Source organism: Arthrobacter sp. G119Y2, from assembly GCF_038069765.1.
Taxonomy (GTDB): domain Bacteria; phylum Actinomycetota; class Actinomycetes; order Actinomycetales; family Micrococcaceae; genus Arthrobacter_B.
Window position 1 is genome coordinate 700,377 of the sequence record NZ_JBBPFS010000001.1, and the last position, 23,791, is coordinate 724,167.

21 protein-coding genes are annotated in these 23,791 nt (G+C 66.2%); 7 read left to right on the top strand and 14 right to left on the bottom strand.

What is annotated here, in order from left to right; translation table 11 throughout:
- Positions 1-14 precede the first annotated feature (14 nt).
- Both WKB88_RS03315 and WKB88_RS03320 read left to right on the top strand, forming a co-directional pair.
- Complete coding sequence (locus WKB88_RS03315; RefSeq protein WP_341393118.1) at positions 15-1,118, top strand: AAA family ATPase; 1,104 nt, start codon at positions 15-17, stop codon at positions 1,116-1,118.
- Positions 1,119-1,942: 824 nt separating this feature from the next.
- Entirely contained in the window at positions 1,943-2,248 is a 306-nt protein-coding gene (locus tag WKB88_RS03320) for a DUF4193 domain-containing protein (RefSeq protein WP_104054271.1), read from the top strand.
- A 152-nt stretch (positions 2,249-2,400) separates the two neighbouring features.
- Here the strand turns inward: WKB88_RS03320 and WKB88_RS03325 are convergent, their stop codons facing one another.
- Positions 2,401-2,970 (bottom strand): SOUL family heme-binding protein, encoded by a 570-nt coding sequence (locus WKB88_RS03325; RefSeq protein WP_341393120.1) that lies wholly within the window; start codon positions 2,968-2,970, stop codon positions 2,401-2,403.
- An 82-nt stretch (positions 2,971-3,052) separates the two neighbouring features.
- On the opposite strand from WKB88_RS03325, the gene WKB88_RS03330 reads away from it, so the two are divergent.
- Positions 3,053-3,679 (top strand): peptide deformylase, encoded by a 627-nt coding sequence (locus tag WKB88_RS03330; protein WP_341393121.1) that lies wholly within the window; start codon positions 3,053-3,055, stop codon positions 3,677-3,679.
- Here the strand turns inward: WKB88_RS03330 and WKB88_RS03335 are convergent.
- Positions 3,676-5,757, bottom strand: a complete 2,082-nt coding sequence (locus tag WKB88_RS03335) for a S9 family peptidase (RefSeq protein ID WP_341393122.1) — start codon at positions 5,755-5,757, stop codon at positions 3,676-3,678. The two genes, WKB88_RS03330 and WKB88_RS03335, sit on opposite strands and share 4 nt — an antisense overlap.
- Positions 5,758-5,819: 62 nt before the next feature.
- Here WKB88_RS03335 and WKB88_RS03340 point away from each other — a divergent pair, with 62 nt between their 5' ends.
- The 4 genes from WKB88_RS03340 to WKB88_RS03355 all read left to right on the top strand — a co-directional run bounded on the left by WKB88_RS03340 (position 5,820) and on the right by WKB88_RS03355 (position 9,160).
- A complete protein-coding gene (locus tag WKB88_RS03340) occupies positions 5,820-6,665 on the top strand; it encodes a methyltransferase domain-containing protein (protein ID WP_341393123.1) in 846 nt (281 codons plus the stop codon).
- Between the two features lie 166 nt (positions 6,666-6,831).
- Complete coding sequence (locus WKB88_RS03345; RefSeq protein WP_341393124.1) at positions 6,832-7,359, top strand: NfeD family protein; 528 nt, start codon at positions 6,832-6,834, stop codon at positions 7,357-7,359.
- Between the two features lie 137 nt (positions 7,360-7,496).
- Complete coding sequence (locus WKB88_RS03350; protein WP_341393125.1) at positions 7,497-8,519, top strand: SPFH domain-containing protein; 1,023 nt, start codon at positions 7,497-7,499, stop codon at positions 8,517-8,519.
- Between the two features lie 287 nt (positions 8,520-8,806).
- A complete protein-coding gene (locus WKB88_RS03355; protein WP_104054264.1) occupies positions 8,807-9,160 on the top strand; it encodes an RNA polymerase-binding protein RbpA in 354 nt (117 codons plus the stop codon).
- Between the two features lie 163 nt (positions 9,161-9,323).
- Here WKB88_RS03355 and WKB88_RS03360 read toward each other — a convergent pair whose 3' ends face one another.
- The 12 genes from WKB88_RS03360 to prcB form a co-directional block, all read right to left on the bottom strand.
- Positions 9,324-10,052: a polyprenol monophosphomannose synthase gene (locus WKB88_RS03360; RefSeq protein ID WP_341393126.1), complete on the bottom strand. Its 729-nt coding sequence runs from the start codon at positions 10,050-10,052 to the stop codon at positions 9,324-9,326.
- A 552-nt stretch (positions 10,053-10,604) separates the two neighbouring features.
- Complete coding sequence (locus tag WKB88_RS03365; protein WP_341393127.1) at positions 10,605-12,248, bottom strand: amidohydrolase; 1,644 nt, start codon at positions 12,246-12,248, stop codon at positions 10,605-10,607.
- A gap of 129 nt (positions 12,249-12,377) precedes the next feature.
- On the bottom strand, positions 12,378-15,227 hold the full coding sequence (locus WKB88_RS03370) for a DEAD/DEAH box helicase (RefSeq protein WP_341393128.1): 2,850 nt from the start codon (positions 15,225-15,227) through the stop codon (positions 12,378-12,380).
- 97 nt (positions 15,228-15,324) lie between these two features.
- Positions 15,325-16,110 carry a twin-arginine translocase subunit TatC gene (tatC, locus tag WKB88_RS03375; protein WP_341393129.1) on the bottom strand — a complete coding sequence of 262 codons (786 nt, stop codon included), beginning with the start codon at positions 16,108-16,110 and terminating at the stop codon, positions 15,325-15,327.
- 47 nt (positions 16,111-16,157) lie between these two features.
- Entirely contained in the window at positions 16,158-16,469 is a 312-nt protein-coding gene (gene tatA, locus WKB88_RS03380) for a Sec-independent protein translocase subunit TatA (protein ID WP_341393130.1), read from the bottom strand.
- Between the two features lie 34 nt (positions 16,470-16,503).
- On the bottom strand, positions 16,504-16,845 hold the full coding sequence (locus WKB88_RS03385) for a hypothetical protein (protein ID WP_341393131.1): 342 nt from the start codon (positions 16,843-16,845) through the stop codon (positions 16,504-16,506).
- Between the two features lie 117 nt (positions 16,846-16,962).
- Complete coding sequence (locus WKB88_RS03390) at positions 16,963-19,020, bottom strand: helix-turn-helix transcriptional regulator (RefSeq protein WP_341393132.1); 2,058 nt, start codon at positions 19,018-19,020, stop codon at positions 16,963-16,965.
- Between the two features lie 198 nt (positions 19,021-19,218).
- Positions 19,219-19,614: an FKBP-type peptidyl-prolyl cis-trans isomerase gene (locus WKB88_RS03395; protein ID WP_341393133.1), complete on the bottom strand. Its 396-nt coding sequence runs from the start codon at positions 19,612-19,614 to the stop codon at positions 19,219-19,221.
- 51 nt (positions 19,615-19,665) lie between these two features.
- Positions 19,666-20,649 carry an FKBP-type peptidyl-prolyl cis-trans isomerase gene (locus WKB88_RS03400; protein ID WP_341393134.1) on the bottom strand — a complete coding sequence of 328 codons (984 nt, stop codon included), beginning with the start codon at positions 20,647-20,649 and terminating at the stop codon, positions 19,666-19,668.
- A gap of 174 nt (positions 20,650-20,823) precedes the next feature.
- Complete coding sequence (gene pafA, locus WKB88_RS03405; RefSeq protein ID WP_341393135.1) at positions 20,824-22,185, bottom strand: Pup--protein ligase; 1,362 nt, start codon at positions 22,183-22,185, stop codon at positions 20,824-20,826.
- The gene (gene prcA, locus WKB88_RS03410; RefSeq protein WP_341393136.1) at positions 22,185-22,961 is read right to left on the bottom strand and encodes a proteasome subunit alpha; all 777 of its coding nucleotides are present in this window, start codon (positions 22,959-22,961) and stop codon (positions 22,185-22,187) included. Before prcA ends, pafA begins: the two co-directional genes overlap by 1 nt.
- Positions 22,962-22,963: 2 nt before the next feature.
- The gene (gene prcB / locus WKB88_RS03415; RefSeq protein WP_341393137.1) at positions 22,964-23,788 is read right to left on the bottom strand and encodes a proteasome subunit beta; all 825 of its coding nucleotides are present in this window, start codon (positions 23,786-23,788) and stop codon (positions 22,964-22,966) included.
- Between the last annotated feature and the right edge of the window lie 3 nt (positions 23,789-23,791).

Here is a 23,791-nt window from a genome sequence, read left to right on the forward strand (position 1 = left end):
CACAGGAGGACGTAGTGGCACCTGATCCGGCAAGGAATCCGTTTCGCCCCACAGCGGGAGCTGAACCGCCGCAGCTTATCGGCCGCGCGGGGCTTTTGGATGAGTTTGCCTACGGGCTGCGCATCCGCTCCGGCGCGCCGGGGCTCCTGACCATCTTCACCGGCGCCCGGGGGATCGGCAAGACGGTCATGCTGGGCGAAGCGGAGGATGCGGCGCGCGGCCAGGGCTGGGTTGTCGTCTCGGAGACGGCCACACGCGGCTTCCTCGGCCGGATCGGAGAGTCCATGCGCGCGCATGCCGAGGAACTGGGCGGCGGGCCGCCCGGGCGCAGGATCACCGGGATCAGCGCGGCAGGCTTCTCCCTGACCACCGAACTCCCGCCCGAGCAGCAGTCGGGATGGCGCCAGGTGGGTGAGCATCTCCTGGACCTGCTGGAAGAGCGGGGAACCGGCCTGGCAATCACCCTGGATGAGATCCACGGCGCCGACCGGGATGAACTGGCGCAGCTGGCTGCTTCCGTGCAGCACTTCATCCGGGAAGGCTTGCCCATCGCGCTGGTTTTCGCCGGCCTGCCGGCCGCCGTCTCCGACCTGCTCAATGAAGGAGTAGCCACCTTCCTCCGTCGCGCGGACCGGATCGACCTGCATGCAGCGGCCGTCGATGAAGTGGAGGCATCCTATCGGGAGACCTTCACCGGACTCACGCATTCGCTGGAACCCGGACTGGTTCGCGCCGCCGCGGTGTCCACCGGGGGATACCCCTTCCTCATCCAGCTCATCGGCTACCACCTGTGGCAGCTGGCCGAGGTCACGGACGGCCCCCTGACCGAAGAGACCGTTGAGCTGGCTCTCGCCGCAGCCCACCGGAGGAATACCCGGGTTGTCATAGGTGCCGCACTTTCCACTGCCTCACCCAAGGACCTCGACTTTCTGCGGGCCATGGCCGAGGACGACGGCCCGTCGACAACCGCCGACATCGGACAGCGGCTCGGGAACCAGAAGAACACCATCGGCAACTATCGCGCCCGCCTCATAGATGCCGGGCTGGTCCAGCCGGCCGGCCGGGGGCTGCTGGACTTTGCCATTCCCGGCCTTCGGGAGCACCTTCGCCGGACCTAGCGTTCAAAGTTGGGCTTGAGCCTTTGACTGACATTGCAGGATACTAAGCCGCTCCATTTCCAGGCAGCGGGCAGCTCCTGCAGGGACCGGCGCAGGGGAGCCCCTTCTCAGCATTACTTGACATAATGTAGATTATCGGCGATATAGGCAGGGCTGCCGAAAGGGGTCTTCATGGCCTCGTCACGTGTTCTGACATTTGCACCAATCCCCTGCATTTTCGGTACTTTTATTCTCCGCCGTCCAGCTCTTCGGCGGGCAGCTCTCCAGCCGCCTTCGCCGGGCCCGGGAAACGGCATGCGCGCCGGCGGCCCGACAGGCACACACAGGTTGCACGCGCGGCAGCCCGAACCCCTTCCGTGCCATCGAGCGAAACAGTTGACATAACGTCCCCCGGGAGCCGAACAGCTCTATGTGCGGCACACTTCCCCTTGTTGACATAACCATTGATGCAGTGCCGAAGGCCTCCTGGCGTCGACTGGACCCTCCGCCGCTGCTTGTCATAACGTAGCCGGCGGCTGGAATCCGACGATTCCGCCAGCTGACATAATCCGCTGCCGGACGCGCACACTCCACTGCCGCATTCACCCCGCCGCACACTCACCCTGCCGGACAGCACCCCTTACACCTGTGCCCCCCACCCCCCTCCGGGTGCTGCAGATCCATGACCTGGAGCACAAATTGCTGAAAATATAGGACGCTGATCACTTCCCCGGGAGCCAAACAGGCCCTAAGATTTGCCATCACGGTTCCAGTTGGTGAAATTGGCCCATCTGCCTATATGATCTACGCTCAACCCCCCAAAATTCAGGAGATAAGCACTTCACATGGCTACTGATTACGATGCTCCGCGCGTCAAGGAAGAAGACCGCCCCAGCGACTCCCTTGAAGGACTGAAAGCCCAGCAGCGCGGCGGCGCAATGACGGCTGTTCGGGACGTCGCTGACGAAACGGATGCCATCGACGGTTTCGAACTTCCCGGTGCTGACCTGTCCGGTGAAGAACTGCTGATCAAGGTTGTCCCGGCTCAGGCTGACGAGTTCACCTGCATGTCCTGCTTCCTGGTTCGGCACCGCTCGCAGATCGCCAAGGAAAAGAACGGCGACAAATACTGCGTGGACTGCGAAGGCTAAGCACCCCGACGCCCTCCCGGTTTGGATGTCACGGCTGACCCGTGGCATCCAAGCCGGTATTTTTTTGCCTGCAGCTTTTTGCCTGCAGCTGCCGGCACCGCTGACGTTGCCGCCGTTTAGCCAGCCCGCTGTTTGTTTAACCCGCTGTTTATTTAGTCCACTGTTTGGACTACTTCATTCCGGCGGAGAAACCACGGCTTATAGGGCGGATCGAAGAGTGCAAACCGCGGCCGGCCCCGGGGGGTGAGGCCGGCCGCGGCCACCGCCTCCCCCAGCGCCCAGGCATGATCCAGATAATTGTGGGGTGTCCAGCGGCCGGTAAAACCTGCAGCAGCACCCCGGGCCTCCGGTACCGGCACCAGTGATACGGCCGGATCGTCAGGTTCGGGCGCGGTTGCCGCCGATATCGACCCGGGCAGCACAAACGCCACGGTGTAGGCATCGGCTAAGGATTCCGGCTGCAGGAGCACCGGGGCGGTCATCGGAATGCGCCGGGCGGAAACAGCCGGGAGCCCGCCGGGCCCCGGCAAACCGTCTCCTGAGGCGTCCTCCCGCAGCGTGTTCTGTCCGCTGATGTACCCGAACAGGTAGCCGAACGCGGTGCTGCCCGCGTCCTCCAGCGTCGAATGGACAGTGACCTGCACAATGAGATGCGCGGGGTAAAGTCGCAGCTCGAACCCCCGAAAAACTTCCAGCACCGTATACGGCTGTTGTTCTGTCATGGTGGGCTGAGCGTACCGCCCCGCCGGCCGCCTGAAAACAGCCGGAGACAACCGGGCCGCCGAAGGCAATTAGGATGGGGCGGTGCCCACAGAAACTTCCCGCATCCGTGATCTCGTCCTGCCCCTCCTGGAGACGGAACTGCCGCCGATCGTCCAGCTCGGACATCCGGCGCTCCGCCAGCCGGCACTCCCCTATGACGGGCAGCTCAGCCCCGAGGAACTCAGCGCCTTCATCGTGCTGATGCGCCGGGTGATGCACGCCGCGCCGGGGGTTGGGCTGGCAGCGCCGCAGCTCGGAATTCCCCTGCAGATCGCGGTGCTGGAAGACCGGTTCGACGCCGACCCCGAGATCAGCGATGTCCGCGAACGCCATCCCCTGCCGTTCTTCACGGCCGTCAATCCCGTTTACACTCCGATCGGCACTGAAACCGCGGAGTTCTTCGAAGGCTGCCTGTCATTTAACGGCTACCAGGGTGTTGTGCCCCGGTACCGCTTTGTATCCCTGCAGTACACCGACGCGGGCGGCGAATCGGTGGAACGGAGCTTTCAGGGCTGGCAGGCCCGGATTGTGCAGCATGAAACGGATCACCTGCACGGCACCGTATACGTGGACAAGGTCCTCACCCGGTCACTGTGCAGCAACGGTGAATACCTGCACCGCTGGGCCTCGCCGTCGGTGGACGAGGCCCGGCGCGCGCTCGGCTTCTAGGGTTTTGTTTCCGGGTTGGCCGGCGTCGGCAGCCACTGCGCCCACCAGCGCAGGATGTGCTCAAAGCGCTGCCGGCGGTGCCACGGGGTTCCTGCCCGCGACAGCTCGTGATTCTCGCCCGGGAACAGCAGCAGTTCAGCCGGAACACCGTTCTGCTTCAGCGAAGTGTAGTAGCGCTGCGCCTGCTCCACGGGGCACCTCAGGTCCTCTTCCGAGTGGATCACCAGAGTGGGTGTCCGCACATCGCCCACGCGGGCCATCGGGCTCTGGGCGAGGACCCTGTCCTGATCGGTTCCGGTGTATCCGGCGCTGAAGAACCAGCCGATGTCCGCGGACCCGATAAAGGACAGCGGATCCAGGAACCCGCGCTCCACGATCGCTGCAGTGAACCGGTGATCATTCGCCGTCGTCCAGGCACTGAGGTAACCGCCGTAGGAGCCGCCCATGACGCCCAGGCGGCCGCCGTCGAGCTCGGGATGGGACTGGAGCACCCCGTCCAGGAAGGACAGGACATCGTCCAGGTCCCTGGTTCCCATTGCTTCCTTGATAATCCGGCCGTGCTCCTGCCCGTAACCGGCTGAGCCGCGCGGATTGCACTGCACCACGGCGTAGCCGGCCGCGGCGTAGGCCTGTGCCTCGTCGAAGTAAGCGCAGTCGAACTGGGCGAACGGGCCGCCGTGGATGTTCAGCAGCACCGGGTGCGGGCCGGGCCCCTCGGGCAGGACCACCCAGCCGTGCACGGGATAGCCGTCCCGGGAAGGGTGCGTTTCCTCGAGCGCCGGGGCCACACGGGTTTCAGCGCGCAGCGGCGCCGAGAAATCCGTCAGCTGCCGCAGCCCGCCGGCCTCCGCCAGGGCAGCCTCGCCCATGGTGGTGCCGTCGGCATAGCTGACGACGACGGCGCCGCCGGCCGCCGCTGCGCCCTGAACCACGCGCGGTCCCGGGACGAGCACCTGCCGCTCGCCGGAGGGATCCACCTGCAGCAGTTCCACCGAACCCCGGGTGCGGTTGAAGACCAGCACCGACGAATCCCCCGCGGGCACAATGCCGCCTTCCGCCAGGTCGAAGAGTTCGGGATCGGTCAGCCGCCGGACGGGGCCGGCGGCATCGGCGGGAAGGACGTAGAGCGCTGCGTTGCGGGCTACAAAATCCGTTCCGGAAGCGGACAGTTCCTGCCCCAGGAAATACAGCCAGTTGCCGTCGATGCTCGGTGTCGGCAGCGATGCGCCCACAAGCGTACCCCCGCCGTCCGTATTCGTCAGGCGCTCCGGCGCCGAGCCTGCTGTGAGGTCAAGCGAATACACATCGGACACGAGGTCCTCGTCGGCGCCCGCGTGCAGGGCAGCCGTGAACAGGATCTGTTTGCCGTTGGCGGAAAAGACGGGAGCCGAGGCGTCGGCATCGGCGTGGGTCAGCTGACGGGCCTCGGGGAACTGTCCCCGGGCACCCTCTGCCATCCCGCCCGCCGGCGTGCCGTTTCCGCCGCCGGTTTCGGCAGCCTTCTCCTGCACAGCTTTGGCCCGGCCTACGGGAGCGATCCATGGCTCTGCGTCCAGCGCCGGCAGGTCCAGCAGGAATACCTGTGAACGTTTGTCCGCGGTGTACCCGGCACCGTTCGCCCGGTATTTATAGGTGCTGATCAGTCTCGGGTCCTCGGCAGCGGCACCCACGCCGTCAACCGTTCCGTACCGCCCGTGCTGCGGCACTCGGGAGGAAAACACCAGCTGCGAGGAATCCGGGGAAAAGTTGAACCAGCTCACTCCCATTGCGGAGCCGGTCAGCTGCACCGGCTCACCGCCGGCAGCAGGCACCGCGTACAGCTGCGGCTTGCCGCCGGGCAGGGACCTCAGAAACCCCAGGACCGTTCCGTCCGGGGAGAACCGCGGCCGGGTGTCCGCAAAGCCCAGGGTCAGGCGGCGCGGAGCGGCTGTGCCGGCAAGCGGGACGGTCCAGAGCTGGCCGACATAGGCGTCGGCGGCAAAGTCGGGACGGGTCACGGACACCACGGCGTGCGTGCCGTCCGGATGGATAGTAGGAGCTGAGACGGACTGCAGGAGATTCAGATCACATGGTTTCACCCGACCGAGCCTACTACCGGAGCGATTCCCGGACGCAGATACGGCACGCCTAAGATGGATAGATGCCCCCCGCTCCCCTGACCCTGCTGCTGTGCCCTGTCTGCCGCGACCCCCTGGCCCCCTCCGAAACGGGCACCCCCTCTCTCGCCTGCGGCCGGGGCCACCGGTACGACGCCGCCCGGCAGGGATACTTCAACCTTCTGACCGGCAGCGGCACCAAGTTCCAGGCCGATACCGCGGACATGGTGCAGGCACGGGTCGACTTCCTCGCCGCCGGCCATTACCTGCCCATGGCGCAGGAGCTGGCGCGGCTGGTCGCAGCGGCGGCACCCGCTGCCCGGACGGTGCTCGACGCCGGTGCCGGCACCGGCTACTACCTGCAGGCCCTCGCCGGGGAACTGCCGGACACCGCTGCCGTGGCGCTGGACATTTCCAAGTTCGCGCTGCGGCGCGCAGCCCGGGCACTCCCCGGAGCCGCCTGCCTGGTATGGGACGTCTGGCGTCCGCTGCCGCTGGCAGACGCGTCGGTGGACGCGGTGCTGAATGTGTTTGCTCCCCGTAATGCCGCCGAGTTCCGGCGCGTACTGCACCGCGACGGCCTCCTCGCCGTCGTCACGCCGCAGCCGGAGCACCTGAAGGAGATCCGTGCCCTGACCGGGATGCTGGACATCGGCGGGGAAAAAGAATCCCGGGTCACCGATGCCCTCGCGGCACATTTCCGCCCGGAGCACACCCGGCACTGTGAATATCCCATGCAGCTCTCGGCCGCGGACATCCGCAACGCTGCACTCATGGGACCGTCTGCCCGGCACGTGAATCCGGAAACGCTCGACCGTGCCCTGGCGGCAATCACCGGCACCGTTCCGGTCACGGCCGCGTTCTCGCTGCAGCTGTTCCGCGCTGCCTGACTTCCGGGGACGGCACGGGGTATGATGCCGGACACTAAAAGCGGCGCCCAAACGTTATAGTCAGCAACGGTGTCAAAGGGACAAAACCGGCTCATTTTCAGGCAGAATGGGCAACACCGCCCGCACAACCGACCGCCGTCCTTGCGGCGGAGCCGAAGGGGACAATATGCAGGACGTATACCAATGGCTGCTCGACTACGGCTGGGCCGTTTGGCTCGTGCTGTTCCTGGGACTGGCCGCCGTCGAAACGCTGACGCTGGATCTATTCTTCGCAATGCTGTCCGTGGGGGCCCTCGGGGCCATGCTCGCGGCCCTTTTTGGTGCGCCGCTGTTTTTGCAGGTGGTGGTCTTCTGCATCGTGTCACTGCTCATGATCGTGCTTGTACGCCCGCTTGCCCTGAAGCACCTGGAACGGGGTCCACGGGACCAACGCTCCAACATCGAGCGGCTGATCGGTTCACCGGCGCTGACCCTGGAAGCGGTGTCCGGCACCACGGGAACCGTGAAGATCAACGGCGACATCTGGACGGCGCGGACGCCGGACGGCTCCAGCCTCACCGCCGGCGCACCGGTTCTGGTGACGCGCATCGAGGGCGCCACCGCCGTCGTCGTTCCCGCACCTAACGGTGCGCATTCCCCGGACCAGCACCCTTCTGACGGGCGGACGGACGGGCAGGGCGGCGGCCAGCGCTGAGCACAACCGCCGCCGGACCGGTGCGCCGCTCAACAGAACCACCGCCGGCGACGGCGAAACACCATCCGGGGGCAGACTGCCGCCGGAAGAGAACACGGCGGAGTCCGGACGGACCCGCCAAAACCTGAAGGGGGAATATGAGTTCCGGAGCTACCGGCCTCATCATCATTCTGGCTGTCCTGATAATTTTTGTCCTGGTCATCCTGGTGAAATCGGTCAAGATCATTCCACAGGCACGCGCGGGCGTCGTCGAACGGCTGGGTAAGTACCAGCGCACGCTCAACCCGGGCCTGACCATCCTCATTCCATTTGTGGACCGGCTGCTGCCGTTGCTGGACCTTCGCGAACAGGTGGTCTCCTTCCCTCCGCAGCAGGTGATTACCGAAGACAGCCTCGTGGTTTCCATCGACACTGTGGTCTACTTCCAGGTCACCGACCCCCGTGCCGCCACCTACGAAATTGCGAACTACATCCACGCCGTGGAGCAGCTGACCACCACCACTCTGCGAAACGTGGTGGGCGGGTTGAACCTCGAGGAAGCACTGACTTCCCGTGACCGCATCAACGGCCAGCTGCGCGGAGTCCTGGACGAGGCCACCGGCCGCTGGGGCATCCGCGTCTCCCGCGTGGAGCTCAAGGCTATTGAGCCGCCCCTGTCGATCCAGGATTCTATGGAGAAGCAGATGCGTGCCGAGCGTGAACGCCGTGCAACCATCCTGACGGCTGAAGGAACAAAGCAGGCCCAGATCCTGAACGCCGAAGGCCGCCGCCAGGCAGCCATCCTCGCCGCCGAGGGTGACGCCAAGGCTGACATCCTCCGCGCCGACGGTGAGTCCCAGGCGATTGCCAAGGTGTTTGAGGCGATCCACAAGGGCAACCCGGACCAGAAACTGCTGGCGTACCAGTACCTCCAGACGCTTCCGAAGCTGGCCGAAGGCACGTCGAACAAGCTGTGGATCATTCCCAGCGAACTCGGTGAAGCCCTCAAGGGTGTCGGAAGTGCCCTGGGGAATTTCGCGCCCGATATGCCGTCGGCCAACGGCAGCTCTTCCGGGACGCCAACCGGCAACGGATCGGTACCGGCCAAGGGTTCCGCCCCCGCAGCCGCGGCTGCACCGGCGGCCCCCACTCTGGCTGACTCCCCCGAGGCCCAGATCTAGGAAGCACTGGTCAGCGCAGGCGTCCGTGCCCGGTATAATTGGTTGTTTGCCGGAGTCTGTCCCCCGGCCCGGCCCCTGAAACCGGCCGCGGACCCTGCGTTGGAACATTTGGCGCGGAATCGGCGTTTACATCAGTGGACCGCCGGCGGGACGGAACGCACGGCCCGGATGCAGCTGATGCATCCGAACCGGCCGGCAGCAAAACGTGACGGTGCCGGAGCGGAACGGCACCACCAGCACTACAGATGGGTCCCCCAGGGATCCTTCGGACTGAAGAGGGAGAAAAGATGAGCGATCGCAGCCTGCGGGGTATGCGCCTCGGCGCGCAGAGCATGGAGACTGAATCCGGTGTCGAACCGGCTCCCCGCCAGCGGGTGGAATACCGCTGCGAGGACGGCGAACGGGTCTTCGTGACATTCGCCGCCGAGGCCGACGTTCCTCCGGTTTGGGTATCCAAGACCGGCAAGGAAGCCCTCCTGGTTGACGGCGAAAAGCCGGACACCAGCAACGACAAGCCGGTGCGCACGCACTGGGACATGCTGCTGGAACGCCGCAGCATCGAAGAGCTCGAGACAATCCTGCAGGACCGTTTGACCATCCTGCGTGAACGACGCGGAGAGCGCACTTCGGCCTCCAAGTAATTTCGGCCTCCAAGCAATACCGCTCAACGCTTCGGCGCTCCCCCGTCCGGGGAGCGCGGCAAGCGGGCGGGCACGACAAAGGAGGGCGGCTGCCGTACGGCAGCCGCCCTCCTTTGTGCTTGGCGCGGGTAGTGCTTGGCGCAGTAGTGATCTGCAGCCGTGGTTAGCCCCGGCGCGTCAGCTTCTTCCAGCGGGCGTTCAGTCCCCACTTGGTGACGTTGGCCATCGCTTCGAACACGATGTTGCCGCTCATCTTCGAGGCGCCGAATTCCCGCTCGACGAAGGTAATGGGCACTTCACGGATAGTGAGGCCGAGGCGGGCCACGCGGAAGGTCATGTCGACCTGGAATCCGTAGCCCACGGATTCAACGGCGCTGAGGTCCAGCTTCTCGAGCGTGGCGCGCTGGAATGCACGGTAACCGGCCGTGATGTCGCGGACGCCGATGCCCAGCATCAGGCGGGAGTACAGGCTGCCGCCCCTGGACAGGATCTTTCGGTGCAGCGGCCAGTTGACGACGGATCCGCCGGCCACCCACCGGGACCCAATGACCAGATCCGCTCCTGCTTCGGCTGCTTCCAGGAGCAGGGGCAGCTGCTCGGGCTTGTGGGAGCCGTCCGCGTCCATCTCCACCAGGACGTCGTAGTCCCGCTCCAGACCCCAGCGGAATCCGGCAATATAGGCTGCTCCCAGCCCTTCCTTGCCTTTGCGGTGCAGCACATGAACGCGGGGATCGGCGGCGGCAATCTCGTCAGCGTACGCACCGGTGCCGTCCGGGCTGTTATCGTCCGCGATCAGTACATCCGAGTCGGGCACCGCCGCCCGCAGCCGCTGAAGCGTCTTGGGGAGGGATTCGATCTCGTTGTAGGTCGGGATGATGGTCAGGACGCGCACGCATTCGCCTTTCATTGGGGATGGCTGCTCAGGCGCAGCCCGTGGGGTGGGTACCCCGGCAAGACTTCCCAGTATATGGGAGCGGCTCTTGCACGGCGTCCAGCTTCGATGCCGTGCCCGTCACATCTTCCCCCCGTACACTGCGTACACCGTGTACACCGCCGTACACAGACGCTGTGCACAGCAGTCACGGAAACCAGCACTCGTCACGCCCACAAGAGCTGCGCACACACAAGAGCAGGCCCTTCCGCCTTCGGGCCAGAACCGGCCGAAGCCGGAACTGTTTTCTACTGACGGTCAAGCCTGCCCCTGGTGCGCACTGCAAACCTGATACCGCGTTCGTACCTGGCGTTTGCCGCCGAGTACTCACTCGGCTCAGCGTGCGATGTGCTGATTCTTTCCGGCGCAGCGGATTCGGTGTCCCGAAGACCGCCTGCGATTCCCCTAGCCTACGTGCTGTCGGGAATGTGTCAACAAGCCTCTGACTAGGGCCTTTACTCGTCTTTGCAGGTCAGGCGGGCAAAACGTCCAGCGCTTTTGTGCCGGCCCCGCTCAGAAACCTACCGCCCGGTACAGTTCGGTGCCGTCGTGAACGGTGAGCAGGCAGCGGGGTTCGTGACCGGTGTCCAGCGCGGGAAGCAGCGGGGTCCCGGCCCGGGGGTCGGTGCTCCACGCGGCGCCCTTGGCATCGGGCGTCTGCACCATCAGTTCCTCGACTTCCCAGACCGCGTAGGAGGCGGGAGCGCCGGGAGCGAGCTGGCCCAGCATGAAGTTTCCGGCGCCGGCAGCGCGCCAGCCGGCACGCGTGTGGCCGATGAAAGCTGCACGGGCGGAAATCCGCTCCGCAGGATTGGAATGAGAGACAGCGGCACGGACGGCGGACCACGGCGTCATGGGGATTACCGGCGAATCGGAGCCCAGGGCCACCATCACGCCCGCTGAGAGCAGGGACGCATACCGGTTCATGGAACCGGCCCGCTCCCCCAGCCGCTGCTCGTAGAGACCGCCGCTGCCGCCCCACGCGCTGTCAAAACCCGGCTGCATGCTGGCTACGGCCCCGAAGCGCACCAGTTCGGCGACGGCGTCGTCGTCGGCCAGCTCCAAGTGTTCCATGCGGTGATGAGCGGCCCGGATGTGCTCCTCGCCCACGGCCTCGGCTGCTATCCGCAACCCGGCCAGGACCGTGTCCAGGCCGGCGTCGCCAATCACATGGAAACCGCCCTGCAGACGTGCGCGGGTGGCAAGCTCCAGGTGCCGGCCGGCCTGCTCCGCGCTCAGGTACAGGGTGCCGCAGGATTCAGGGGCATCCGTGTACGGTGCGCGCAGGGCTGCCGTACGGGCGCCCAGGGAACCGTCCATGTTCAAGTCGCCCGCCAACCCGATCAGGCGGCCCTCAAAGGGAGCCGTGACCTCGGCAAGTTCCGCCTCGGTCTGAACCAGCTGCCCCCAGTAAGGAAGAATCTGCGGGAGCGGGGACTCACCCAGCGAACCCTCCAGACCCATCAGCTGGCGCAGGTCCTCAACCGGAGAAATGTGCGGTGCTGCCATTTCCGTTACCGCGATGATGCCCTGCCCGGCGGCGTGCTTCAGGGCAGCCTGCTGGTAGCGGGAGCGCTGGGCCAGATCCAGGGACCGGGAAGCGGTGCGGGCCAGCGTGTGGGCTGCGCGCACCACAAACCCGTTGTCCCAGCCGTCGTACTCCGCCAGTTTCAGGTTGGCGGCCAAAGTTCCGGAAACCACGGCGCAGTGCACGTCGGTGCGGGCCAGATAGACCGGCCGGTGGCCCGAGGCGGCGTCGAGTTCCGCCGCCGTAGGTACCCGGCGTTCGGGCCATGCCGACTCGTCCCATCCATACCCCGTAATGAGCCCCTCCGTACCTTCGGCGGCCTGGGCCACCAGGTCCAGGAGTTCGGCCAGCGAAGCGGCGCGCGTGAGGTCGAGCGAGGAAAGCGCAGCTCCGGTCTCGGTGACATGGGCGTGGGCGTCCACGAACCCGGGAGTGATAAGGGCACCCTGCAGATCCACCACGGTCATGCGTGAATCCTGGAGGGAGGTGGCAGCGTGTTCGGAACCGACCCACGCCACTGTGTCCGCCTCCACCAGCATTGCTGTGGCGAAGGGATCTGCCGCACTGTAAACGGACCCGTTGCGGTAAAGCGTCAGCTGCGGGGCGGCGGTAGGAGGCTGGGGGTTCAAGGACTCACCTGTTTTCTGTAGTGCTGTTTGGTTTCGGTGCTGCCGGTTCCGCTGTCCGGTCTGGGACACGGTTCATGGCAGACTCTCTCCCGCCGCCCTGCCGGGCGGCGGGAGGACGACGGGAGCGGGTTACTCGCTGACGGCGGAGTAGGCGACGACGCCGCGGCGGATCAGGCCGATGGCATCTATGCAGCGCCGGCGCAGGTCGCCGGGCAGATCCTGCACTTTGGCCAGCTGATCCAGCAGGTCGATCACCTGCTTGGCCCAGCGGACAAAATCACCGGCGGCGAGTTCGGTGCCGTTCAGCGCGAGCTGAAGGTGCTTGCCCTTGGCCCACTTGTACATGGGCCACACCAGGCCCAGCTCCGGTTCACCGGTCTGGGGCAGGCGTTCGGCTTCCTCGATGTCGGTGAGCCTGGACCACTGCTGGACGATGATATCCATAGCGACCTCAAGGGAAACGCTGGGCAGCCGCGGACGGATGCCCCGTTCCTCGCGCTTGGCCTGGTACACCAGTGCGGTGGCCAGCGCTGCGAGCTCGGCAGGATCGACGTCGCTGAAGGCGCCCTGCTGCAGGGACAGCGCGATCAGCAGGTCCTTCTCCCCGTAAATGCGCCGCAGCTTCTGTCCCGCCGGCGTCACGGCCGAGCGGCCGGTTTCGTCCGGAGCTACGTAGCCGTAGTGCTCCAGCACGTCGCAGACGCGGTCGAACGTCTTGGCGATGGTGTTGGTGCGGCCGCGGATCTGCGCCGTGAGGTTGTCCGTTTCCCGGCGCAGCTTCCACCACCGTTCAGCCCAGCGGGCATGGTCTTCCCGCTCGCTGCAGCCGTGGCACGGGTGTGCCCGCAGTTTCCGGCGGAGTTCGGTGATGGCCTTCTCGCGCCTGTCGGCGCCCTGGGGGTGCAGGGCTCCGCGCTGGGCGGCGGCACGGGGCGGCCGGTGGTCATGCAGGGCATTGCGCATGGACGAGGCAAGGTCACGGCGGTCCTTGGCGGTCCGCGAATTGAACGATTTGGGAATCCGGATGTGCGAGACGGCTTCCACCGCTCCGTCCAGTTCCGAAGCGGTGATCCGGCGGATTTGCTTGTCCTCCGTCAGCACCGTGGTCCGGGCCTCCCGGCTGGGCTGCGCATCCGCCGGCAGGACGACGGCGTACCCGGAGTTGCGTCCGCCCGGAATCAGGATGACGTCGCCCGGAGCCAGGGCATCCAGCGACGCAGCCACGGCGGACCTGCGGTCCCTGGCACGCGACTTCGAGGCCTGCGTTTCCACGTCGGAGAGCTCCCGGCGCAGCGCCGCGTATTCCGTGAAATCCCCCAGATGGCAGGTCATGGCCTTCTCGTAGCCCGCGAGCGATTCTTCCCGGGACCGGACCTGCTTCGCCAGGCCGACAACCGAGCGGTCGGCCTGGAACTGAGCGAATGAAGACTCGAGGATTTCCCGGGAACGTTCCCGGCCGAACTGGGCCATGAGGTTGATGCTCATGTTGTAGGTGGGGCGGAAACTGGAGTTGAGCGGGTAGGTCCGGCGCGACGCCAGGCCGGCGACGGCGGCGGGGTCGGTTCCCGGCTGCCACAGGACCACGGCGTGGCCTTCGACGTCGATGCCCCGCCGGCCGGCCCGGCCGGTGAGCTGGGTGTACTCCCCCGCCGTGATGTCCACGTGCGCCTCGCCGTTGAATTTGTCCAGCTTTTCCAGGACCACGGTGCGCGCGGGCATGTTGATCCCCAGCGCCAGCGTTTCGGTGGCGAACACGGCGCGGACCAGCCCGGCGGTGAACAGCCGTTCCACCACTTCCTTGAAGGTGGGCAGCATGCCGGCATGGTGAGCGGCAAACCCGCGGACCAGGCCCTCCCGCCAGGTCCAGAAGCCCAGGACTTCCAGGTCATCGTCGGGGATGTCCTGGCAGGCCTCATCCACAATCCGCGCAATTTCCGCCCGCTCGGGCTCGCTGGTGAGCCACAAACCGGAGTCCACGCACTGCCGCACGGCGCCGTCGCACCCGTTGCGGGAAAAGATGAAGGTGATGGCGGGGAGCAGCCCGCGCTTGTCCAGCTGGGCGATGACGGCAGGCCGGGATGCCTTCGGGATCCGGCTCATGGGCGGTCCGCCCTGCCCGCGCCGCGGTGCGTCCCGGCGTCCTCCGCGGCTTGATCCGCGGGAGCCGCCCCAGTGGCCGCCGCCGCGCTGGTTGATCCGGGACTCCGCCCGGGCGAGCTCCAGCAGCTCGGGGTTCACCCGGTAGCGCTCCTGGATCCCGGCAGGCTGCGCCGGTGCGGCTGCTTCGTCGAAGGATACGTCCGACTCGAAGAGGTCCATGATCTCCCGTCCCACCATGACGTGCTGCCACAGCGGCACGGGACGGTGTTCGGAAACCACGACGTCGGTGTCCCCCCGGACGGTGTCCAGCCATGCCCCGAATTCCTCGGCGTTGGACACGGTGGCGCTCAGGGAAACGAGCTGGACGTCGGAGCGGAGATGGATAATGACCTCCTCCCAGACAGCGCCCCGGAAGCGGTCCGCGAGGTAATGCACTTCGTCCATGACGACGTACCCCAGGTCGTCGAGCGTGGAGGAGTCGGAGTAGAGCATGTTCCGCAGCACTTCAGTGGTCATGACGACGACGTCGGCGTCCGGGTTGATGCTGGTGTCACCCGTCAGCAGACCGACCCGCTCAGCGCCGTACGACGCCGACAGTTCCAGGTACTTCTGGTTGCTCAGCGCCTTGATCGGCGTGGTGTAGAACGCCTTAAGCCCGCGTTCCAGTGCCAGGTAGACGGCGAACTCCCCCACCACTGTCTTCCCGGCACCGGTGGGGGCGGCAACCAGGACACCGCGGCCGGCTTCAACGGACCGGCAGGCGTCGGTTTGGAAGGGATCCAGCTCAAACCCCAGCTGCTGCTCGAAGACAGCCAGTTGGGTCTTGGAATGTTCGGCGAGTTGTTTCGCGGCCAGGTACCGCTCCGACGGGGAAGTCATGTTCTTAGCCTAGACTCTGACCGGCCCCGCCTGCGCGTTCAGCCGCACTGGTCCGCGGTGGGCTGAAACTTCAGAGGGAGGGCCGGCCGGCCGGAGGCTAGAGATTCTCCAGCGGTGTGGCTGTGTCGGCGGATTCGCCCACCGCGGCCTCACGGGCTGCATTCCTGCGCGCCCGGCGCTTGTCGTTCAGCAGGCAGATACCCACTGCGACGGCGAAGAGCAGCAGCAGCGGAGCCGCCATGTAGAACATGGTGAGGGCGTCGCCGCCGGGAGCCGCCATGGCAGCGAACACGCAAATCACAAAGATGGTGATCCGCCAGTACTTGATGATGACCTTGCCGGGGAGAATGCCCGTCATGTTCAGGCCCACGAGCACCACGGGAATCAGGAAGGCAATGCCGAAGGCCAGCAGGAGCCGAAGCACAAAGGCGAGGTAGACGGTAGCCGTAATGACGTTGGCGCTGCCCTCGGGTGTAAAGCCCGTCAGGACCTCGATGGCGCTGGGCAGAAGGATCCATGCCAGCGCCACGCCGCCGAGGAACAGCGGCACCGAGGCAGCCATGAACCCCAGGGCTATGCGCCGTTCCTTGCTCTTGAGCCCGGGCGTAATGAAGGCCCACAGCTGGTAGAGCCAGATCGGACACGAGATCAGCACGCCGATGAATACCGAAACCTGGACCATCTGGTCGAAGGGTGTTACCACGCCCTCGAAGTTGATCGTGGCAAAACGCCCCTCCTGGTTGCCCACGTCAAGGACGGGGCGCGTCAGGGCGTTGAACACCGGCATGTACAGGAAAAATCCCGCCACCGTTCCCAGTGCTACGGCAATTGCAGCTTTGAAGATGCGGTTGCGGGCTTCCCGCAGGTGTTCCTTAAGTGCCATCCGCCCTTCAGGGTTGGATTTGCGCCCTTGGGTCAGCGCCACGGCCGTTACAGGCTGGTGGGCGGGTTACCAGCGGGGCGCTGATCCGTGCCGCTGGTACCCGGAGTGTGCGGTGCAGCCGGAGGCGTCTGTGCCCCGGGAGTACCGGCGGCCGGAGGGTTGTTGACGATCCGCCCCTCGACCGGGTCGCCGGCGGCGGTGTCGGACGGATTTTCGTCCTTCATCTGCCGGACCTCGGACTTGAAAATACGCAGGGACTGTCCCAGGCTTCGGGCCAGGCCGGGAAGTTTAGGCGCCCCGAACAGCAGAAGAGCCAAAACGACCAGAATAAGAATTTGCCAGCCTTGAATGTTACCCATGCCGGTGTCCTTTCGTTGAGAAAATCAGTTTACGTCAGAGTTCTGGAAAGTCGCGCAGAGCCCGCGGCTGGCCCTGCGCAAGCCGCCGGTTGACCCGCCGCTCCCGCCGAACTTCCTTGCGCGCCTCTTTGCCTTCTTCGTAGCTGGCCCGCGCCAGGACGGGATCCGTAAAAATTCCGAGCTCCCGTTCCGGAGCTTCTGCCACAGCCGCGGCTGCCGGACCCGGCGCTGACACTGCCAGTGCCGATGCGGCAGCCTGGGCCTCTTTCAGCACCGACATGAGCTTACGGAAAATCCGCCACCCCACAAGGGCGTAGAAGGCTGCTGCGGCGACAACAAGCGCCGACCATATCAAAATCCAGGACCACCAAGGCATGACTCCAGCATAGTGCGGCCGGACGCAGGGGCCGGCATCGCCGCGACCGGCTGCCCGCGCCGGCTGCCCGCGCCGTCTGCCGTGCGGGTTTAGCCCGGACGGGCTAGTCCGTACGGGCTAGTCCGTACGGGTTTCGGCGTCCGTCGGCGGTGCCGAATCGTGCCCCGTGTAATTCGCCAGGGCGCTGCGGAGCCATTCCCCGGTGTCCCGGCGCAGGCTTTCGGGGGCAGCCACCACCACGCTGCCGCCCTGCCGCGCGACGAAGCCGGGGATCCAGCGCGTGTTGCCGGCCCTCAGTTCCACAGCGGTGCGCCCTCGGGGCAGATCCGCCCGGCGGCCGGCGTCGTACGCGCTCTCCACCCAGCTGGCCGAAGGCTCCAGCAGCAGGGTTACCAGCTCGTCCCCGGGGCCGGGCCGGAACAGGCCGGAGGGAAAACTGTCGGGGTCCGGCCCCTGCCAGGACGCCGGGCCCGAATCCGCAACGCGGTGGATGCGGTCCACCCGGAAGTTGCGCACGGCCTCGGAGCGGTGGCACCAGGCCTCGAGATACCAGCGGTCGTTGACCGAGAACAGCCGCCGCGGATCAACGGTCCGGTCGGTCACCTCATCCCTGCTGGGAACCAGGTACCGCAGCTGGAGCTGGCGGCGGCCAGTGATCGCCCGCTGGAGCTCGTCCAGGACGCCGGCGGTGACCTCCGGCTCGGCGAGCCGGGCAGCGACGGCTGTGCCGGCCCGGCCGGATTCCCCGGCGGCCTCGCTGAGCTTTTCCAGGGCGCCGGCAAGGGCCGGAGTGTCTCCGACGCCGGGCAGGGTGGACAGCGTTTCCAGACCGACGATCAGCGCCGCGGCTTCATCCATGCCCAGGCGGACCGGTTCGGACAGGTCCTCGGCATTGTCGATGTAGATCTGGCCGTTCTCGAAGTTCACGTCCATCAGCCCGTTGGGATAGTGTCGCGGGCCGCTGACGAAAAGCAGGTTCAGGTCACTGGCCAGCTGCGCCGGGCTGACCCCGAAGCGGCGGGCAGTTTGTTCCAGGTCCGCCCCCTGGTTGCCCAGCACGTAGGGAACCAGATCCAGTAGGCGGGCCAGATGGCTCTGCGCGGCCGTTGAGCTGGACGCCGGTGCGGGAGTCCGGCGGGACAGGGCAAAGGACGGCAGAGGCCTGAGCTGGGCGGCCAGGGCAAGCTGCAGAAGGTCGGAAGCGGTTTGGCGGAATTCGGGCGGGTCGACGGCGACGGCGTGGGCTCCCAGCCCGGCGGTGTCCGCAGCCAGGGCGTCCAGGTCGGAGACGGTCAGTGTCAGCAGCTCCCAGCCGGCGCGGCCGGCAGGAACGGGAGGCGCATCGGCGCGCAGCCGGAGCTCCGCAGCGCTCCCTTTCCGGACTTCCACCGTGGCCGTGACCGGCGCAAAAACACGGTCCAGCGATGCCAGTGACTCCTCGATGCTGAAGTCCGGCGGAACCTCATAGCCGCTGCCTGTTTCCAGCGCCACCGGTGTCGTGATCCGGGACAGCCGGAAGAACCGTTCGGCCCTGCGGTCCAGGTCCCATCCCACCACGTACCAGTGTCCAAACCTGCTGCCCATCCCCCACGGCTGAAGGTGCCGTTGGGTGCTCCGCCTGCGCGCCGGTTTGCCCGCCCCGCCGGAGGAACGGACCCGTGCCGCCGGCCGGTAGCCGAAGGAAATGGGGGTCCGGGTGGTGGTTGCCTTCCATACCGTGTCGAAATTGGGGTCATTCGTGCGGATGCGGGGCTGCAGGGGGCTGGCTGCGGAGGCGTCGGCCACCACGCCGCGGGCCTGCAGCTTCCGCAGCGCCCGCGCCGCCGCAGACCCAAGCGATGCCTGCTCCCACATGCTGGCAGCCAGTGCCAGGACAGCGGATTCTTCGGGCGTGAAGCGCACCCCGGGAAGCCGGTAGGCGTCGGCCCGGATGCGGTACCGGCGCACGGAGTTGTCCTGGTCGTACAGGGTTTCCTCGCTGTAGGACTCCACGGGGATCCCCTGCTCGCGCAGGAAGGCCTTGTCCCGGTCGAAGAGTTTTTCCCGCGCGGCCGTGGACGGCGCTTCCCCGTAAAGCTCGATTTCTTCGAAAAGCTCCTGTTTGGTGAAGCCCCGGCCGGTGGACAGCAGGACAATGACGAGGGTCAGGAGGCGTTCGGTTCTGTTGGCGGACACGGAAGCCAATCTACCGCCCCCGGCGGCCCGGAGCGCAGTGCCGTACCCAGGGCGGCTCGGGCGACGGCCTGGCCCGGCCCAGGGACAGCGAAGGGAACGGGGCAGGGAAGGGAGCGGGACAGCGAAGGGGCCGGGAACACAAAAAGGCGGGTCCGCGGCTGCAGTGCAGCTGCGGACCCGCCTGTGGCTGCGGCGGAGCTAGCGGACGCCCAGCAGGTCAACCACGAAGATCAGTGACTCGCCCGGAGCAACGGCGGAACCGGCACCGCGGTCGCCGTACGCCATGGAGGCAGGGATCTCGAGCCGGCGGCGGCCGCCGACCTTCATGCCCAGCAGGCCCTGGTCCCAGCCTTCGATGACCTGGCCGACACCGACGCGGAAGTCCAGCGGGGTGCCGCGGTTCCACGATGCGTCAAACTCTTCGCCCGTGGAGAAGGCAACGCCGACGTAGTGGGTGGATACGGTGTCCCCGGCCTTGGCCTCGGGTCCGTCGCCCACAACAATGTCTTCGATGCGAAGCTCCGTGGGGGCTTCGTGGTCCGGGAAGTCGATTTCCGGCTTCTGGCGGTCGTATTCACGCTTTCCAAATGACATGGTGCTCCTCGCTGCGGCGGTGCCGCATTAACGCTGTTTTCAGTTCTAACGCTACTTGACTTCTTCGAGCTCCACGACAAACGCGAGGGGACCGGAGGGGGCGCTGCCGCCCGCGGGGTCTCCGTAGGCCAGTTCTGCCGGCAGGACCAGCAGGAGCTTGGATCCCGCCTTCTGGCCGGCCAGGCCGTAGGTCCAGCCCGAGATGACTCCGTCGAGGCCAAATTCGAGCGCTTCGCCGCCCTCGTAGCTGGAATCGAAAGTGGTGCCGTCACGCAGCGAGACGCCGAGGTAGTTCGCCTTCACGGTGCTGGTTTCGCCCGCAACGGCGCCGTCGCCCTCTTCGAGGACCTTGACGACCAGCTTGTCGGGATCTTCAGCGTTCTCCGGGACGGTGATCGAGGGGACGCCGTCGTCGCCGAAGGTGACCTCGGGCAGCTTGCCGTCGGATTCAAGCTTGGCCACGTCGTCGGAGCTCATCAGCAGGTTTCCCTCGGCGTTGCGTGCCGCGGCTTCATCCTGCGGGAGCATCTCCACCGTGTCCTGGGCGCTCTGGACGCTCAGCACCATGACCTGGGTTGACTGCTCCTCTTCGCCTTCAGCTGCGGCGGCCTGCGCTTCGGGGAAGGCATAGGCAATGTGCGAGCCTACCTTGGCGCCGAGCAGGACCTCATACAGGACGGGGTCCTGTTCCTTCAGCTGATCGTTCACGGGCAGCGTTGCAGCGGCCTGTGAATAGGTGTCGCCCGAAACGCTTGCGTCGTCGGCGTTGAGCGCCACGAACTGGAACGTGATGCTCTGGCCCTCGGCGACCGTGTCACCGTCGCCCGTATAGACGACCTTGGCAGCGGTTTCGGTGATGTCCAGCGGAGCATCGAACTCGACCTCGGGGACTGTCTCCTGGTCCTCGACTTTGACCTTCACGGAATCAAAGACCCCGGGCTGGCCTGCGGATTTGCCCGCAGCGCCCGTATCTCCGCCGGAGCAGGCGGAGATTAAGAGCAGGGAGGACAAGCTTACGGCTAGTACTTTTCGCACAGTACTTCTTTCAGTGGTGGACAGATGGGCCCGCAGCAGCCCCGGTCTTGCCCGGGGAACCGTCACGGACGGTCGCATCCAGCCTAGCGTTTCTGCCTGAGTGCTGCCTTAGCGCGGCGGTCAACAGGAACTCCGTCCGCGGTCCCGGACGGGTCATGTCGGAACCCGCTGCCCTTACAGTGTGGCCAGCAGCGCCTCGACGCGCTCGTCCACGGCGGCAAACGGATCCTTGCACAGCACTGTCTGCTGGGCCCGGTCGTTGAGCTTCAGATGAACCCAGTCCACCGTAAAGTCGCGGTTGGCGGCCTTGGCCCGGCGCACGAAGTCTCCGCGCAGCTTGGCGCGGGTGCTCTGCGGCGGAACGTCCACGGCCTCCTTGACCTGGCTGTCTTCGACAACGCGGGCTGTTTCTCCGCGGGACTGCAGCAGATAGAACAGGCCGCGGCGGCGTGAAATGTCGTGGTAGGTCAGATCGATCTGGGCCAGCCGGGGCGAGGTCAGTTCCAGGGAATGGCGCTCGGCGTACCGGTCCACGAGCTTCTTCTTGATCGCCCAGTCCACTTCGGTGTCGATGCCTGAGGTATCCGAAGTGTCAATGGCGTCCAGGGTCCGTTCCCAGAGGTCAAGAACCCGGGCGACGTGGCGGTTGTGTGCTCCGTTCACTGCCACGAACTCCTGGACCCGGTCGAGATAGATGCGCTGCAGTTCCAGGGCGGAGATGGTGGAGCCGTTGGCCAGTTTCAGCGGCATCTTTCCGGTCGGGTCATGGGATATTTCACGGATGCTCCGGATCGGGTTTTCCAGCCGCAGGTCCCGCATGACGGCGCCGGACTCAATGAGCCGGAGCATCAGGTCAACGGTGCCGACCTTGAGCAGCGTAGTGGTCTCCGACATATTGGAGTCCCCCGCGATGACGTGCAGCCGGCGGTAGTGCTCGGCGTCGGCATGGGGCTCGTCGCGGGTATTGATGATCGGACGCGACCGCGTGGTGGCGGAGGAAACGCCTTCCCAGATGTGGTCCGCCCGCTGGGAGAACGCGTACAGCGAACCGGACTGGGTCTTGAGGACCTTCCCCGCGCCCACCAGCAGCTGGCGCGTCACCAGGAACGGGATGAGGATGTCGGCCAGGCGGGAGAACTCCAGCCGTCGGGGAATGAGGTAGTTCTCATGGCTGCCGTAGGAGTTCCCGGCCGAATCGGTGTTGTTCTTGAACAGGTAGACGCTGCCGTTGAAGCCCTCGGCGCGCAGCCGGTCCTCCGCCTCCTCTACGAGGTCATCCAGGATCAGCTCGCCGGCCCGGTCATGCGCTACGAGTTGTGCCAGGTCATCACACTCGGCCGTCGCGTATTCCGGATGCGATCCGACGTCCAGATAGAGCCGGGATCCGTTGGTCAGGAACACGTTGGAGGACCTGCCCCAGCTGACGACCTTCCGGAACAGGTAGCGTGCCACCTCTTCCGGGGAGAGCGGCCGGGAGTCGGGGCCGGAGTAGGCAATGCCGAATTCGGTTTCGATTCCAAAGATCCTGCGGTCCATCAGTCTCCCTCCGGGGCGGACAGCAAGCGGTCCAGCTCCACAGTGTTGATCCTTCGGAACGCCCGGACCGTCCCCCGGGAGGACAGCGGAGCCCGGTCCAGGACTGCCACCTCCAGCAGGCCTGCTCCGAGGCGCTCGGGTTCCGCCGGCGCACCATCGCCGCCGCCGTAGCCCGTTCCGTTGCCGTTGGAGCCGGACTCGGTGCTGCGGGTTGCGGAGAGGGCGGAAACTGCAGTCCGCACCGCTTCCGGAAAGCCCGTGTCCTGGTTCCAGGTCCTGGCGAGGGCTTCGCGGACCACCTCGGCCTGCCCGCCCATCACCACAAAATTGCTTTCGTCTGCAATTGATCCGTCAAAGGTCAGGCGGTACAGGTGGTCGGCGTAGGGTTCGGCTCCCACCTCGGCGACGGCGAGTTCCACTTCGAAGGGCTTCCCCTCGGTGGTGAACACCGATCCAAGGCTTTGGGCATAGACGCTGGCCAGCCCGCGGGCCGAGACGTCTTCCCGGGAATAGGAGTAACCCCGCACGTCGGCGTACCGCACGCCGGCCTGGCGTAGGCTCTCGAATTCGTTGTACTTGCCGACAGCGGCAAATCCGATCCGGTCGTAAATCTCGCCGAGCTTGTGCAGGGACGGCGACGGGTTCTCGGCCACGAGGGCGATGCCGTCACGGCAGGTGAGCACCACCACCGAGCGGCCTCTGGCAATGCCTTTCCGGGCGAAATCCGCCCGGTCCTTCATCAGCTGCTCAGGCGAAACGTAGAACTGCTGCGTCATGGTCAGCTCTCCCGCCCGGCAACGGAGCGGCGGTCAACCAGTTCCCGTGCCATCATCTGCAATTCCCGTTCGGGGATTTCCCGGTTTCCGGCACTGTTGACCACGTAGACGACGGGCCACAGCTGCCGGACAAGGTCAGGGCCGCCGGTGGCGGAGTCGTCGTCGGCCGCGTCATAGAGCGACTCGACAGCTACGGCCACGGCCTGCTCTTCGTCCAGGCCCGGACGCCAGAGCTTCTTTAGCGCTCCGCGGGCAAACACGGACCCCGATCCCACGCTGTGGTGCTCATATTCCTCATAGCGGCCTCCGGTCACGTCGTAGGAGAAGAGCCTGCCCACATGGCGTTCAGTGTCGTAGCCGGCGAACAGCGGAACCACCGCCAGTCCCTGCAGCGCCAGGGGCAGGTTGGAGCGCACCATGGCCGCCAGGCGGTTGGACTTCCCGTCCAGGCTCATGGGCGTGCCCTCGATCTTGTCGTAGTGCTCCAGCTCCACCTGGAAGAGCCGGATCATGTCCAGGGCAAGCCCTGCGGTGCCCGCGATCCCCACCACCGAATAGGTGTCGGCCGGAAAGACCTTCTTGATGTGCCGGCTCGCAATCATGTTGCCCATGGTGGCCCGCCGGTCGCCGGCCATCAGCACCCCGCCGGCGTAGGTCAGGGAGACGATGGTGGTCGCCTGCGGCGCTGCCGCTGACGCTGAACCGGGTGCCGCAGTCCCCAGCCGCCGGGCCGAGGGCAGCAGATCGGGGTGGTGCCGGGCCAAATGGTCGCTGAAGGAGGGCGGCGGCGCCCCGTTTACCGCTGCTGCAGGGTCCCCGTGGGTCATCCG

Bases quoted from the DNA above. Each gene is read 5' to 3' on its own strand.
- WKB88_RS03385 (WP_341393131.1), bottom strand. From the start codon at position 16,845: ATGCCTTGGTGGTCCTGGATTTTGATATGGTCGGCGCTTGTTGTCGCC.
- WKB88_RS03325 (WP_341393120.1), bottom strand. From the start codon at position 2,970: ATGACAGAACAACAGCCGTATACGGTGCTGGAAGTTTTTCGGGGGTTC.
- WKB88_RS03345 (WP_341393124.1), top strand. From the start codon at position 6,832: ATGCAGGACGTATACCAATGGCTGCTCGACTACGGCTGGGCCGTTTGG.
- WKB88_RS03350 (WP_341393125.1), top strand. From the start codon at position 7,497: ATGAGTTCCGGAGCTACCGGCCTCATCATCATTCTGGCTGTCCTGATA.
- WKB88_RS03340 (WP_341393123.1), top strand. From the start codon at position 5,820: ATGCCCCCCGCTCCCCTGACCCTGCTGCTGTGCCCTGTCTGCCGCGAC.
- WKB88_RS03370 (WP_341393128.1), bottom strand. From the start codon at position 15,227: ATGACTTCCCCGTCGGAGCGGTACCTGGCCGCGAAACAACTCGCCGAA.
- tatA (WP_341393130.1), bottom strand. From the start codon at position 16,469: ATGGGTAACATTCAAGGCTGGCAAATTCTTATTCTGGTCGTTTTGGCT.
- pafA (WP_341393135.1), bottom strand. From the start codon at position 22,185: ATGGACCGCAGGATCTTTGGAATCGAAACCGAATTCGGCATTGCCTAC.
- prcA (WP_341393136.1), bottom strand. From the start codon at position 22,961: ATGACGCAGCAGTTCTACGTTTCGCCTGAGCAGCTGATGAAGGACCGG.
- WKB88_RS03355 (WP_104054264.1), top strand. From the start codon at position 8,807: ATGAGCGATCGCAGCCTGCGGGGTATGCGCCTCGGCGCGCAGAGCATG.
- WKB88_RS03395 (WP_341393133.1), bottom strand. From the start codon at position 19,614: ATGTCATTTGGAAAGCGTGAATACGACCGCCAGAAGCCGGAAATCGAC.
- WKB88_RS03320 (WP_104054271.1), top strand. From the start codon at position 1,943: ATGGCTACTGATTACGATGCTCCGCGCGTCAAGGAAGAAGACCGCCCC.
- tatC (WP_341393129.1), bottom strand. From the start codon at position 16,110: ATGGCACTTAAGGAACACCTGCGGGAAGCCCGCAACCGCATCTTCAAA.
- prcB (WP_341393137.1), bottom strand. From the start codon at position 23,788: ATGACCCACGGGGACCCTGCAGCAGCGGTAAACGGGGCGCCGCCGCCC.